Genomic DNA, 13,452 nt, shown 5'->3' with positions numbered 1-13,452 from the left:
GATGGGTACTGCAGGAAGCGAGCCAGAGCGGCTGGTGCACGGTTGCCGCTCGGTATTTGTGTTTGCAGGTCTGGCCTCTTCGCGGGTGAACCCGCTCCTACAAGGGTTGTGCGATAGATGTAGGAGCGGGTTTACCCGCGAAGGCCACGACGCGGTTTAGAAGAAGCCCAACGGATTGATGTCGTAGCTCACCAGCAGGTTCTTGGTCTGCTGATAATGGTCGAGCATCATCTTGTGCGTCTCACGGCCAACCCCGGACTTCTTGTAGCCACCGAATGCGGCATGTGCCGGGTACAGGTGGTAGCAGTTGGTCCACACGCGGCCAGCCTTGATCCCGCGGCCCATGCGGTAGGCCCGGTTGATGTCGCGGGTCCACACGCCGGCACCCAGGCCGAACTCGGTGTCGTTGGCAATCGCCAGCGCTTCGGCTTCATCCTTGAAGGTGGTTACGCTTACCACCGGGCCAAAGATTTCTTCCTGGAACACGCGCATGCGGTTGTTGCCCTTGAGCAGGGTCGGCTGGATGTAGTAACCGGTGGCCAGCGAACCTTCCAGTTTCTCCACCTTGCCGCCTGTCAGCAGCTCGGCGCCTTCCTCCTGGGCGATGTCGAGGTACGACAGGATCTTCTCGAACTGCTGCTGCGAGGCCTGGGCGCCGACCATGGTGTCGGTGTCCAGCGGGTCGCCGCGCTTGATCTGCAGCACCTTCTTCATCACCACTTCCATGAACTGCGGGTAGATCGACTCCTGTACCAGCGCCCGTGACGGGCAGGTGCACACTTCGCCCTGGTTGAAGAACGCCAGCACCATGCCTTCGGCGGCCTTCTCGATGAAGCTCGGCTCGGCCTGCATGATGTCTTCGAAGTACACGTTCGGCGACTTGCCGCCCAGTTCGACGGTGGACGGGATGATGTTTTCGGCCGCGCATTTCATGATGTGCGAGCCCACCGGGGTGGAGCCGGTGAAGGCGATCTTGGCAATGCGCTTGCTGGTAGCCAGCGCTTCACCGGCCTCGCGGCCATAGCCTTGCACCACGTTGAGCACGCCTTTTGGCAGCAGGTCGCCGATCACCTCCAGCAGCACGGTGATGCCCAGCGGGGTCTGCTCGGCCGGCTTGAGCACCACGCAGTTGCCGGCAGCCAGGGCCGGGGCGAGCTTCCAGGCGGCCATCAGGATCGGGAAGTTCCACGGGATGATCTGCCCGACCACGCCCAGCGGCTCGTGGATGTGGTAGGCCACGGTGCCTTCGTTGATCTCCGCAGCGCCGCCCTCTTGGGCGCGAATGCAGCCAGCAAAGTAGCGGAAGTGGTCGACCGCCAGCGGGATGTCGGCATTCAGGGTTTCGCGGATGGGCTTGCCGTTGTCCCAGGTTTCGGTAATGGCCAGCAGTTCGAGGTTCTGCTCGATGCGGTCGGCAATCTTCAGCAGCACATTGGAGCGGTCCTGTACCGAGGTACGGCCCCAGGCGTCGGCAGCGGCGTGGGCGGCGTCGAGCGCATTATCGATGTCTTCGGCAGTGGAGCGGGGGAATTCAGCGATCAGCTTGCCATTCACCGGGGAGGTATTTTCGAAATACTGGCCTTTTACCGGAGGAACGAACTCACCACCGATGTAATTGCCGTAGCGGCTCTTGAAGGAAACCTTCGCGCCTTCGGTACCCGGATGTGCGTAACGCATGGTGTGTCTCCTGGCTATTGTGTTTGTTAGGGAGTTGAAAAGCGTAGAGCAAAGGTTGGGCCAGCGTTGGCAGCACCAGGCAAATCAATGACTTGGGTCATTACGGCAGGCTTGGCCAAGCGCCGTTGTGCCAGGGCCGGTACGCATGGGGGTGACACTTTGTGCCATTTGCGACACGTCACCGGCGCGTGCATTGCAAAGCCTTCGCGGGTGGAGGATGCTGGCAGGACTCTCTATCTGCGGAGAACTACAACAATGCAGAGCAATCATTTCAGTCGCCATGCGCGGCAGGTGCACGACGTTGCCCACGGCGGCCCCGGGGAGGGCGGCAGTGACCCGTCCATTGCCCGGTCCTGGCTGCGCTGCCTGGAGGATTACCACCTCGACCCTGCAGTGATCGAGGCCCCGGTGGTGCTAGAACATGGGCGCCTGCTGGAAAGCCGCGAACGCCTGCGCCAGGTGCTGCAGATTGCCGACCCTGAAATGAACAGCCTGCACCAGCAGCTTTCCGGGGCGGGCCACGCGGTACTGCTAACGGATGCCCGCGGGGTGATCCTCAACTGCGTCAGCGCCCCCAGCGAGCGGCGCAGCTTCGAGCATGCCGGGCTGTGGCTGGGCGCCGACTGGAGCGAGGCGCGCGAGGGCACCAACGGCATCGGCACCTGCCTGGTCGAGCGCCAGGCGCTGACCATTCACCAGAACGAGCACTTCCGTGGTCGCCACACCGGCCTGACCTGCTCGGCCAGCCCGGTATTCGACCCGCATGGCGAGTTGCTGGCCGTGCTGGATGTGTCTTCGGCCCGGCCCGACGTATCGCGGCAAAGCCAGTTCCACACCATGGCGCTGGTCAACCTGTCGGCGAAAATGATCGAAAGCTGCTACTTCCTGCGCCACTTCGAGCAGCAATGGCTGCTGCGTTTTCACCTGCAGGCCGAGTCGGTCGGCCTGTTCAGCGAAGGCCTGCTGGCCTTCGACGGCGACGGGCGTATCTGTGCGGCCAACCAGAGCGCGCTCAATTTGCTCGGCACCGTGCGCGGCGGCGTATTGGGCAAACCGCTGGAACGCTTCTTTGCCTGTAGCCATGACGAACTGTTCAGCCGCGCCACGCCAGGCGGCAGCACGGCCTGGCCGCTGCGTACCCTGGACGGTCGCGAGGTGTTCGCCAGCCTGCGCGGCCAGGCGCGGGTGCCGGTGTGGTCGGTACCCATCGCCCAGCCGCAGCCGATGCGTGAAGTGGAGCCACTGGTGTGCCTGCTTGACCCGGCCCTGCAAAACGATTTCCGCCGCAGTGTGCGGGTGTTCGAGCGTGATGTGCCCTTGCTGCTGTGCGGCGAGACCGGTAGCGGCAAGGAGGCCTTCGCGCAGGCTGTGCATCAGGCCAGTGAACGCCGCGCCAAACCGTTCGTCGCTATCAACTGTGCCTCGATCCCGGAAAGCCTGATCGAGAGCGAGCTGTTCGGTTACCGCGGCGGCAGCTTTACCGGTGCACGCAAGGAAGGCATGCGCGGCAAGTTGTTGCAGGCCGACGGCGGCACCTTGCTGCTGGACGAGATCGGCGACATGCCATTGGCCCTGCAAACCCGCCTGCTGCGGGTGCTGGAAGAGCGCCAGGTGGTGCCGATCGGCGGCGAGCCGCAAGCAGTGGATGTGCGCATTGTCAGCGCCACCCACCGCGACCTGCTGGAGCGGGTGGAGCAGGGCAGTTTCCGCGAAGACCTGTATTACCGCCTGAATGGCCTGGAAGTGGCGTTGCCGGCGGTACGCGAGCGCAGTGACAAGGCGCAGTTGCTGGACTTTTTGCTGCGCCAGGAGGCGCAGGGGCACCTGATCGACATCGAACCCCAGGCGCGCCAGGCACTGCTCGACTTTGCCTGGCCGGGCAACGTGCGGCAGATGCGCAATGTGCTGCGTACCCTGGTGGCGCTTAGCGACGATGCCCGCATCACCTTCCCGGATCTCCCCGCCATCATCCGCAACAACCCCGTCCCTGTAGGAGCGGCCTTGTGTCGCGAAAGGGCCGCAGAGCGGCCCCAGTGCCTCAGCCGCGCAGCCCCGATTGCCGGGGCTGCTGCGCAGCCCGATCGCGACGCAAGGCCGCTCCTACAGGATGCCGAGCGTGATGCCTTGCTGGCCATTTTGCAGGCAAAACACTGGCACCTCACCCGCGTCGCCGAGCACTTGGGCATCAGCCGCAATACCTTGTATCGAAAACTGCGCAAACACGGCATCACCAGGGGCGACTAAGCGAAACAGCGGGTGCGATTTATCGCGCCCTGGGCTACCCTGCCTCGATGTTTTGCGAGGTCGACCATGCATATTCACATTCTCGGTATTTGCGGCACTTTCATGGGCTCGCTGGCGGTGCTGGCCAAGGAACTTGGCCATCGCGTCACCGGCTCGGACGCCAACGTCTACCCACCGATGAGCACCCAGCTCGAGGCCCAGGGCATCGAACTGACCCAAGGCTATGACCCGGCCCAGTTGGAGCCGGCACCCGACCTGGTGGTGATCGGCAACGCCATGTCGCGCGGCAACCCGGCAGTTGAGTACGTGCTGAACAAGGGTTTGCCCTATGTCTCCGGCCCGCAGTGGCTGGCCGACCATGTGCTGCAAGGCCGCTGGGTGCTGGCCGTTGCCGGTACCCACGGCAAAACCACCACCAGCAGCATGCTGGCCTGGGTGCTGGAGCACGCGGGCATGAGCCCGGGCTTTCTGATTGGCGGCGTACCGCAGAACTTCTCGGTGTCGGCGCGTCTGGGCGACACACCGTTCTTCGTGGTCGAAGCCGACGAGTACGACAGTGCCTTCTTCGACAAGCGCTCGAAGTTCGTGCATTACCACCCGCGCACCGCGATCCTCAACAACCTTGAGTTCGATCACGCAGACATCTTCCCGGACCTGGCCGCGATCGAGCGGCAGTTCCATCACTTGGTGCGCACCATCCCCAGCGAAGGCCTGGTCATCCACCCGACTACCGAACAAGCGCTGGAGCGGGTCATCGGTATGGGCTGCTGGACCCCGGTGCAAACCACCGGTGAAGGCGGCCGGTGGCAGGCCCGCTTGCTCAGCCCCGACGGTTCCCGTTTCGAAGTGCTGTTCGACGGCGAAGCGCAAGGCGTTGTCGACTGGGCCCTGACCGGCCAGCACAATGTCGCCAACGCCCTGGCTACCCTGGCCGCCGCCCGCCATGTCGGCGTGGTGCCGGCCATGGGCATCGAGGGCCTCAGCGCCTTCAAGAGCGTCAAGCGGCGCATGGAGAAGGTTGCCGAAGTGCAGGGCGTGACTCTCTACGATGACTTCGCTCACCACCCGACCGCCATCGCCACCACCCTCGATGGCCTGCGCAAGCGCGTTGGCGAGGCGCCGGTGATCGCGGTGATCGAACCTCGCTCCAACTCGATGAAGCTGGGTGCACACCGTGATGGTTTGCCAGAAAGCGTCAACGACGCCGACCAGGTGATCTGGTACGCGCCGGCCAACCTCGGCTGGGACCTGGCTGCTACTGCTGCGCAGTGCAAGGTACCGAGCGTGGTTGCCGACAGCCTCGAAGCGATCATCGAACGCATCAAGGGCCAGGCCCGCCCGGGCACCCACGTGGTGATCATGAGCAACGGCGGCTTCGGCGGCCTGCACGGCAAGCTGGCCGAGGCGCTGAAGTGAGCGGGCCGGAACGCATCACCCTGGCCATGACGGGCGCCTCGGGCGCCCAGTATGGCCTGCGCCTGCTGGATTGCCTGGTGCGTGAAGACCGTGAGGTGCACTTTTTGATCTCCAAGGCCGCGCTACTGGTGATGGCCACCGAGACCGACGTGGTGCTGCCGGCCAAGCCACAGGCGATGCAGGCTTTTCTTACTGAATACACCGGCGCTGCCGATGGGCAGATCCGCGTGTATGGCAAGGAAGACTGGATGTCGCCGGTCGCCTCGGGCTCCGGTGCTCCGGCGGCGATGGTGGTGGTGCCTTGTTCTACCGGCACCTTGTCGGCGATTGCCACCGGTGCCTGCAACAACCTCATCGAACGCGCTGCCGACGTCACCCTCAAGGAGCGTCGCCAGTTGATCCTGGTGCCACGTGAAGCACCGTTCTCCACCATTCACCTGGAGAACATGCTCAAGTTGTCGCAGATGGGCGCTGTGATCCTGCCGGCCGCACCGGGCTTTTATCACCAGCCACAGACCATCGACGACCTGGTCGACTTTGTCGTGGCGCGCATTCTCAACCTGCTGAATATTCCCCAGGACATGCTGCCGCGTTGGGGCGAGCACCACTTCGGGGTGGATGATTGAAGCGAACGCTGGCCGGCTTGCTGGCGCTGGGGTTGCTGAGTGGCTGCGCCACGGTGCGCACGCTGGATGCCAACAAACCGGGGGCGCCGGTGGTGTATGCCGGCACGCGCCTGGATTTGTATGTGATCAATGGTGGGTGCTGCCCGCGGGATCTCTATGGGGCTGAAGCGCCGGCCTATCCGGGGCTGGACCTGCCAGGGAGCATGTTGCTCGACACCTTGTTGTTGCCGTTGTCGTTGCTGACTGCCGCTGGTGTAGGCTTCCAGGCCACAGGGGGCCTCTAGAGAGCGCCGCAGTTCCCTGTAGGAGCGGCCTTGTGTCGCGAAAGGGTCGCAAAGCGGCCCCAGCAAGGGTTGTGCTAAAGTTGAAATCCGGGGGCCGCTGCGCGGCCCTGTCGCGAGACAAGGCCGCTCCTACAACAGCAACATGCAGCGTTTAGGGAGTCTTGCCCAACCTGCGTAACTCATCCGACTCCACAACCCGCACCCCGTCCTCTTCTTCCAGCGCCAAACGCCACAGCGCCCGCGCCAGGGTACACGCCTCGATCCCGCGGTACTTACCCGGTATCAATTTGGAAAACGGCGAAATCAACTGTTCACCCAGCCGTGGCTCAATCCGCTCACCCAGCAGCAACGACGGCCGCACGATGGTCAGTTGCGGCCAGTCCTGCGCCTTGAGCGCTTCTTCCATCTCGCCCTTGACCCGGTTGTAGAAAATCGACGACTTCGGGTCGGCGCCCAACGCGCTGACCACCAGCAAATGCCGCGCGCCCATTTCACGGGCACGCTTGCTGAAGGCGACCACCATGTCCAGATCCACCGCGCGGAAGGCCGACTCCGATCCGGCCTGCTTCAACGTGGTGCCCAAACAGCAGTAGGCGATATCCACCCGGCCGGCCAGCTGCGGCAGGAACACGGCCGGGTCACCGACCGGGTTTTCCAGGTGCGGGTGCTCGGCCAGCGGCCGGCGGGTAGGGGCCAGCACGCGGGTAATGGTGGGCTCGTTGAGCAAGCGATCGAGCAGGTGTTCACCGGTGAGGCCGGTAGCACCGGCAAGCAGGACATGCTGAGGCGTCAAATACATGATGTCTCTCCCTTGTTACACACAAGTCTAGTGGTTGGCAGGCGTTTCTGCCTGTGCCCCCACCTTGGCCTGCGTGGCGTTTCGCAATGCTTCTTCGGCCTGTTGTCGGCGCAGGTGCTGCCAGTGCTCAAGCACCGCGGGTGGCGCCCACAACTGCGGCTCGGAGGCCTCGAAACCTTCCCTCTGTTCTCTTTCGGCAACGCTGGTGCGTGCCAGTTCAAACGCCTGTTTCAGGTCGTCGGTCTGGTTCAGGGCTTCGGCGAACAGGGCATCGCCAAAGTAGGTGAAGTCGGCTTCTTCCGAGCAGCCGAAGGACACACGGTCGGCCCGGGCGGCGGTCATGATCAGCGTGCGCTCATCCTTGAGCGGGGCGATGTAGCCCCCTGAATAGCAGGCGGAGATGACGATTACCTTGTCGCGGTCCTTCAATGGCGCCAGTGCGGTGGCCAGTTCATCGGCGGACAGGTCGGCCAGTTGCAGGCGCGGCTGGTCGAGCACCAGCTGGTGGTCAGCGCTGCCATGGCTGGTGAGGTAGATGAACACCAGGTCTTCGGGGCCGCTGCGCTCGGCCAGGGTGCGGGCGGCGCGGGTCAGGTTCTCGCGAGTCGCCATGGGGCGGCTGGCCATGTGGTCGCGGTGGTTGACCAGGGTCACCTGGCCATGGGCGCCAAAGCGCACCTTGAGCATGTTGCTGACGTAGTCGGCTTCACGCAGGAATACGCTTTGCTGGCCATCGCCGGCCACCACCAGGCTGTATAGCTGGATCGGTGGCACCGAGCGCGGCACCCGGGCCAGTGCCTCTTCCAGCAGACGGCCCTGGTTGAGCAGGGCAATGTCCAATGGGTCGGGCAGCAGCGTGCCTTTCTGGTCGCGCACTCGCACACCGTTGGCCCACACGCCGCTTTCGACCTTGCCGCTGGGCAGGATCAAGCGGCCCTTGCCGTGGTAGGCATCGTTGAGGAAACCGCCGATGTATTTGCTGCCGTCGGCCAGCTGCAAGCTGCCCTCGCCCGACAGGCGCCAGTCGGCGAAGGTGCCCTTGTAGTGGCTGCCATCGCTGCCCAGCAGCTCGCCTTCGCCGATCAGTGAGCCATCCTTGAATTCGCCGATCCACACATCGCCATCGGCATTTTCGTAGCGGCCACGGCCCTCCAGGCGGTTGTCCTTGAATTCGCCGATGTACTGCTCGCCGTCGACGCTGTCGTAGGTGCCGCTGCCCTGCAACTGGCCGTTGAGGAAGTGGCCACTGAACTGGTTGCCGCTGGCATCGCTGCGCACCCCGGCGCCGTTGGGCTTGCCCTTGGCGAACAGGCCCTGGTAGCGGCTGCCGTCGGCCAGTTCCAGTTCGCCGGCGCCATCGTACTGGTCGTCCTTGAACTGGCCGCGGTAGGTCTGGTCGGCCTGCCTGAGGGTGCCTTCGCCGTCGCGGCGACCATGCTTGAAGGTACCGCCATAATGGCTGCCCGGGGTAGTCAGGTCACCCAGCCCCTGGAACAGCCCCTCGGCGAACTGGCCCCGATACACCTCACCGTTCTGGCCATGCCATTCGCCCTGGCCGTGCCACTGGCCGTCCTTGAAGCTGCCCGCGTACCAGCTGCCGTTGGGGTAGTCGATACGGCCCTCGCCTTGCAAAAGGCCATCGACCACCTCACCCCGGTAGCGCCCTCCGTCAGGAAGGCGCGCATCCGGCGGCAGTAGCGATTCGCCATCGCCACAGGCGGCGAGCAGCAGGACCAAGGTAATGGGGAGCAGTGGACGCATGGCGAGGACCGGGCAATAGGTCTGCCGAGTATGACGCAGAATGCGATCCTGAAACAGCGAGCGCATGTGCTGACGCATACCCCTGTAAGAGCGGCCTTGCGTCGCGATGGGGCGCGCAGCGGCCCCACTATTTCAGCTTCGCCGCAGATATCGCCGGGGCCGCTTCGCGCCCCATCGCGACACAAGGCCGCTCCTACAGGATTTGTGCAGCCCTTGGGCCTTTTGCAGTACCTGGGGGGTACCGGTCTTGCCAAAACACTAAAAGCTGGCGCGGTCTCTGTGGGAGCGGGCATGCCCGGGTACACCGGCGAAGTCGGTGCCATACACCGAGTCGCCTGCTTCGCGGGCACGCCCGCTCCCACAGAATGCACGTTGCCTTTGAGGTGAAATTAGCGCCCGCCCGGTGAGACGATGATCTTCACGTTCTCCTCCTTGTTGTTCACCAGTTCCTCAAACCCCAACTCGACAATCTGCTCCAGTCCGATCCGCCCTGTTACCAGCGGGCGAATGTCCAGTCGGCCGTCCGCAATAAAGGCAATCACATCGGCAAATTCGCCGTTGTAGGCCAATGCCCCCAGTAGCTGCTTCTCGGTGGATACCAGTTCGAAGAAATTGAATTCGCTGGGCTCTTCAAAAATGCCCACCAGCACGCACTTGCCGGCCTTGCGGATGGTGTCGATGGCCAGCTTGGCCGTGTGCTTGTTGCCGATGCATTCAAAACTCACATCCGCACCTAGCCCGGCAGTGAGAGCGCGAATCTCCGCCAAGGCATCGCACTGGCTTGGGTCGAGTACCACGCTGGCGCCGACTTCCCTGGCCTTGGCCTTGCGCGCAGATGACATTTCAAGCGCAATTACCTGCGCCGCACCCGCAGCCTTGGCGCACATGATGGTGCACAGGCCGATAGTGCCGGCGCCCACCACAACCACGGTCTGGCCCAGCAAACTGCCGGCCTTCTTCACCGCATGCATGCCTACCGCCAACGGCTCGATCAGCGCGCCAGCCTCTGCCGGAAAGCCCTGCGGCAAGCGGTACAGCAGGTTGGCAGGCACATTGACCAGCTCGGCGAAGGCGCCGTTGTTCATCAGGCCGGTAAAGGCCAGGCGTTCGCAGATGTTGTACAAACCATGGGTGCAGTAGTAGCAGGTGCCGCAATGCTGGCAGGCGTCCGCGGCCACCGGGTCACCGACCGCAAAACCTTCCACGCCTTCGCCCAGCTTGGCGATCTGGCCGCAGAATTCGTGGCCGAGGATGCACTGGCCCTGAATGCCGGTCAGCGGGTGTGGTGCCTCCACCGGGATGAATACCGGCCCGGCGACGTACTCGTGCAGGTCGGAGCCGCAGATGCCGCACCAGTCCACCTTGATCTGCACCCAACCTGGCGCCGGGTCAGCCGGCAGGGGTACCTGTTCGACGCGAATGTCGTTGCGGCCATGCCAGACGGCGGCGCGCATGTGGGTGTGGCTCAGGTCATTCATTGTTGTTCTCCAGGCTCACGGAATGGGTTTAGTGCTTGCGCAGGAAGGCGAGCAATTGCTGGTTGACCTGTTCGGCCGCCTCCATCTGCACCATGTGCCCGACCTCAGGCAGCACCAGCACTTCTGCCTCCAGCCCTTCGGCATGGCTAGCCGGGATGATCGCGTCCTTGCCGCCCCACACCACCAGGGCCGGGTGTTGCCCCAGCACCCCGCGCAAGTCGTGGCGCTGCCGGTCACCGTCGGCCAGCGCCGCCGCCAGCTGTTGCAGGGCCTGATCCACGCCTTCCAGGCGCTTGAACTTGAGCATGTCTTCCAGCATCTGCCGGGTGACCAGCGCCGGGTCGGCAAACAGCTGCACCATTTGCGGTTTCAGGGCATTGCGGTTGGCGGCGCTGGCGAAGCCTTGCAGGTACTGCCCGTTGATCACCTCGCCCAACCCGGCACTGGCCACCAGGCTCAGGCTGGCCACCCGCTGCGGAGCAAGACGTGCCACATTCAGGCTGACTGCGCCGCCCATGGAATGGCCGGCCAGGTGCGCCTTGGCGATGTCCAGGTGATCGAGCAGCGCCAGCACGGTTTCGCTCAGTTCATCCAGATCGCCGCGTTGCAGGGCCTTGGCCGACTCGCCATGCCCCGGCAGGTCGAGGGCGATCACCCGCCGCTCGGCCGCCAGCGCCGGGTGGTTGAACAGCCAGTTGTTAAGATCGCCACCAAAGCCGTGCACCAGCACCAGCGGCGTGCCGCCTTCGCCCAGTTCGAACCAGCGCAGCAGCCGACCGCCCACTTCTGCCTTCTGCGGGGCCGGGCCCTGGGCCTGATCGGCGCCACCCTCGGCGACAAACTCGGCCTGGAAGCGCTGCACCACGGCATCGATCTCGGATTCTTCGGCTTCACCCTCGACGACCACCGCCAGCAGCGCGCCCACCGGCAGGGTTTCGTCGGGCTTGGCCACCTGGCGGCGCAACACGCCGCTGAACGGCGCTTCGACGCTGCTGCTGATCTTGTCGGTCTCGACGTCCAGCACCTCGTCGCCTTTGTTGATCTCGTCACCTTCCTGCTTCAACCAGGTGTCTACCCGGCCTTCGGTCATCGACAGGCCCCACTTGGGCATGGTCAGGGTATGGATCTGGCTCATGCGGCACTCCTTGCGGCTTCGATCACCTTGCGCACGGCAGCCTCGATCTTTGCCGCGTCAGGGATGTACAGGTCTTCCAGGGCGTCGGAAAACGGCACCGGGGTGTGCGGCGCGGTAACCATTTCGATCGGGCCCTTGAGCGCGCCAAAGGCTTTTTGCGCCACCAGTGCGCTGATGTCGGTGGCCATCGAACAACGCGGGTTGGCTTCGTCGATCACCACCAGGCGGCCGGTCTTTTCCACGCTTTCAAGGATGCTGTCTTCGTCCAGCGGGCTGGTGGTACGCAGGTCCAGCACTTCGCAGTCGATGCCCTGGCGGGCCAGGTTGTTGGCAGCCTCCAGCGCCACGTGCACCATGCGCCCGTAGGTCACCAGGGTGACATCGTCGCCATCACGCAGGAAATTGGCTTCGCCGAACGGCACGGTGTACACCTCTTCCGGCACTTCACCCTGCATGCTGTACAGCAGCTTGTGCTCGCAGAAGATCACCGGGTCATTGTCGCGGATCGCCTGGATCAACAGGCCCTTGGCGTCGTACGGCGAAGAGGGGCAGACCACCTTCAGGCCTGGGATGTGCGTCCACAGCGAAGTGAGCATCTGCGAGTGCTGCGCCGCCGCACGCAGGCCGGCGCCGTACATGGTGCGCATCACCAGCGGGGTGACCGCCTTGCCGCCGAACATGTAGCGGAACTTGGCCGCCTGGTTGAGTATCTGGTCCAGGCAGCAGCCGGCAAAGTCGACGAACATCAGCTCGCACACCGGGCGCAGGCCCTGGGTGGCGGCACCGACTGCAGCGCCGACATAGCCGATTTCCGACAGTGGCGCGTCGAGTACGCGGCCCGGGAACTGGTGATACAGGCCCTTGGTCACGCCCAGTACGCCACCCCAGGCGTCATCCTCGCCGGGTGCACCGGCACCGCCGGCAACGTCTTCGCCAATGATGAACACGCTGTCGTCGCGGCGCATTTCCTGGGCCAGGGCTTCGTTGATTGCCTGCTGGTAGCTGATCTTTCTTGCCATGGTGGTTCTCCTGTTGTTCTTGTAATCCGCGGCTCAGGGGTAGCTGACGTAGACGTCGGTGAGCAGGTCGGCGGGCTGTGGCTTGGGATCGGATTTGGCGCGGCGCACGGCGTCTTCGATCAGGTCTTCGACGCGGGCATCGACGGCGTCCAGTTGCTCGGCCGTGAGCAGGCCGGCGCGGGTGGTTTTGTTGCGGAACTGCATCAGGCAGTCACGCGACTCGCGCAGGTTCTTCACTTCATCGGGGGCGCGGTAGGTTTGCGCATCGCCTTCGAAGTGGCCGTAGTAGCGGCTGAGCTTGACCTCGACCAGAGACGGCCCTTGCCCTGAGCGGGCGCGCTCGATGGCGGCGCCAGCTGCCTCGTACACGGCAAAGAAGTCGAAGCCGTCGATGGTTACCCCAGGCATGCCGAAGCCGGCAGCACGGTCGGCAATGTGGTCACAGGCCACCGACCAGTTGGAGGCGGTGGCTTCGGCGTAGCCGTTGTTCTCGGCGACAAAGATGCACGGCAGGTTCATGATCGACGCCATGTTCATGGCCTCGAACACCGCGCCTTCGTTGGAGGCGCCGTCGCCGAAGAAGGCCACCGACACATCGTCGCGGCCCTTGAGCTTGGCCGCCAGCGCCGCCCCGGCCACCAGTGGTGCGCCGGCACCGACAATGCCGTTGGCACCGAGCATGCCTTTTTCCAGGTCGGCAATGTGCATCGAGCCGCCCTTGCCGCCGCACACACCGGTCTTCTTGCCATAGATCTCGGCCATCATGCCGTACACATCCACGCCCTTGGCGATGCAATGGCCATGGCCGCGGTGGGTAGAGGCGATGCAGTCGCTGTCGCGCAGGTGGGCCATGACCCCGGCAGCGGAAGCCTCCTCACCGGCATACAGGTGGACGAAGCCGGGGATTTCGCCGGTGGCGAACTCCACGTGCAAGCGTTCTTCGAAGGCGCGGATGGTGCGCATCACTTCATAGGCGTGCAGCAGTTGTTCGGTACTGAGCTGATTGGACATCT

11 protein-coding genes are annotated in these 13,452 nt (G+C 64.2%); 4 read left to right on the top strand and 7 right to left on the bottom strand.

What is annotated here, in order from left to right; genetic code table 11:
* Nucleotides 1-156: 156 nt before the first annotated feature.
* Complete coding sequence (locus ACIP02_RS19815; RefSeq protein WP_400619533.1) at nt 157-1,677, bottom strand: aldehyde dehydrogenase family protein; 1,521 nt, start codon at nt 1,675-1,677, stop codon at nt 157-159.
* Between the two features lie 255 nt (nt 1,678-1,932).
* Between ACIP02_RS19815 and ACIP02_RS19810 the strand changes: the two genes are divergently transcribed.
* The 4 genes from ACIP02_RS19810 to ACIP02_RS19795 all read left to right on the top strand — a co-directional run bounded on the left by ACIP02_RS19810 (nt 1,933) and on the right by ACIP02_RS19795 (nt 6,247).
* Nucleotides 1,933-3,921, top strand: a complete 1,989-nt coding sequence (locus tag ACIP02_RS19810; RefSeq protein ID WP_400619530.1) for a sigma-54-dependent Fis family transcriptional regulator — start codon at nt 1,933-1,935, stop codon at nt 3,919-3,921.
* Between the two features lie 66 nt (nt 3,922-3,987).
* A complete protein-coding gene (mpl, locus tag ACIP02_RS19805) occupies nt 3,988-5,337 on the top strand; it encodes a UDP-N-acetylmuramate:L-alanyl-gamma-D-glutamyl-meso-diaminopimelate ligase (protein ID WP_400619527.1) in 1,350 nt (449 codons plus the stop codon).
* A complete protein-coding gene (gene ubiX, locus ACIP02_RS19800) occupies nt 5,334-5,963 on the top strand; it encodes a flavin prenyltransferase UbiX (protein ID WP_400619524.1) in 630 nt (209 codons plus the stop codon). Before mpl ends, ubiX begins: the two co-directional genes overlap by 4 nt.
* Entirely contained in the window at nt 5,960-6,247 is a 288-nt protein-coding gene (locus tag ACIP02_RS19795) for a YceK/YidQ family lipoprotein (RefSeq protein ID WP_400619521.1), read from the top strand. The genes ubiX and ACIP02_RS19795 overlap by 4 nt, the downstream gene beginning before the upstream one ends.
* A 151-nt stretch (nt 6,248-6,398) precedes the next feature.
* Here the strand turns inward: ACIP02_RS19795 and ACIP02_RS19790 are convergent, their stop codons facing one another.
* The 6 genes from ACIP02_RS19790 to ACIP02_RS19765 form a co-directional block, all read right to left on the bottom strand.
* Nucleotides 6,399-7,046: an oxidoreductase gene (locus ACIP02_RS19790; RefSeq protein ID WP_400619518.1), complete on the bottom strand. Its 648-nt coding sequence runs from the start codon at nt 7,044-7,046 to the stop codon at nt 6,399-6,401.
* 27 nt (nt 7,047-7,073) lie between these two features.
* Nucleotides 7,074-8,807 carry a C13 family peptidase gene (locus tag ACIP02_RS19785; RefSeq protein WP_400619515.1) on the bottom strand — a complete coding sequence of 578 codons (1,734 nt, stop codon included), beginning with the start codon at nt 8,805-8,807 and terminating at the stop codon, nt 7,074-7,076.
* A gap of 389 nt (nt 8,808-9,196) precedes the next feature.
* Entirely contained in the window at nt 9,197-10,261 is a 1,065-nt protein-coding gene (locus ACIP02_RS19780) for a 2,3-butanediol dehydrogenase (protein ID WP_400619744.1), read from the bottom strand.
* 52 nt (nt 10,262-10,313) lie between these two features.
* Nucleotides 10,314-11,420, bottom strand: a complete 1,107-nt coding sequence (locus ACIP02_RS19775; protein ID WP_400619512.1) for an acetoin dehydrogenase dihydrolipoyllysine-residue acetyltransferase subunit — start codon at nt 11,418-11,420, stop codon at nt 10,314-10,316.
* Nucleotides 11,417-12,439, bottom strand: coding sequence for an alpha-ketoacid dehydrogenase subunit beta (locus ACIP02_RS19770; RefSeq protein ID WP_400619510.1), 1,023 nt, complete (start codon nt 12,437-12,439; stop codon nt 11,417-11,419). Before ACIP02_RS19770 ends, ACIP02_RS19775 begins: the two co-directional genes overlap by 4 nt.
* A 33-nt stretch (nt 12,440-12,472) precedes the next feature.
* Nucleotides 12,473-13,450, bottom strand: a complete 978-nt coding sequence (locus ACIP02_RS19765; RefSeq protein WP_400619507.1) for a thiamine pyrophosphate-dependent dehydrogenase E1 component subunit alpha — start codon at nt 13,448-13,450, stop codon at nt 12,473-12,475.
* Between the last annotated feature and the right edge of the window lie 2 nt (nt 13,451-13,452).

It is taken from the genome of Pseudomonas sp. NPDC089408, assembly GCF_044749445.1.
GTDB lineage: Bacteria > Pseudomonadota > Gammaproteobacteria > Pseudomonadales > Pseudomonadaceae > Aquipseudomonas.
The sequence above is the reverse complement of the archived record's forward strand: the minus strand, read 5'-3'. Positions and strand labels throughout refer to the sequence as shown.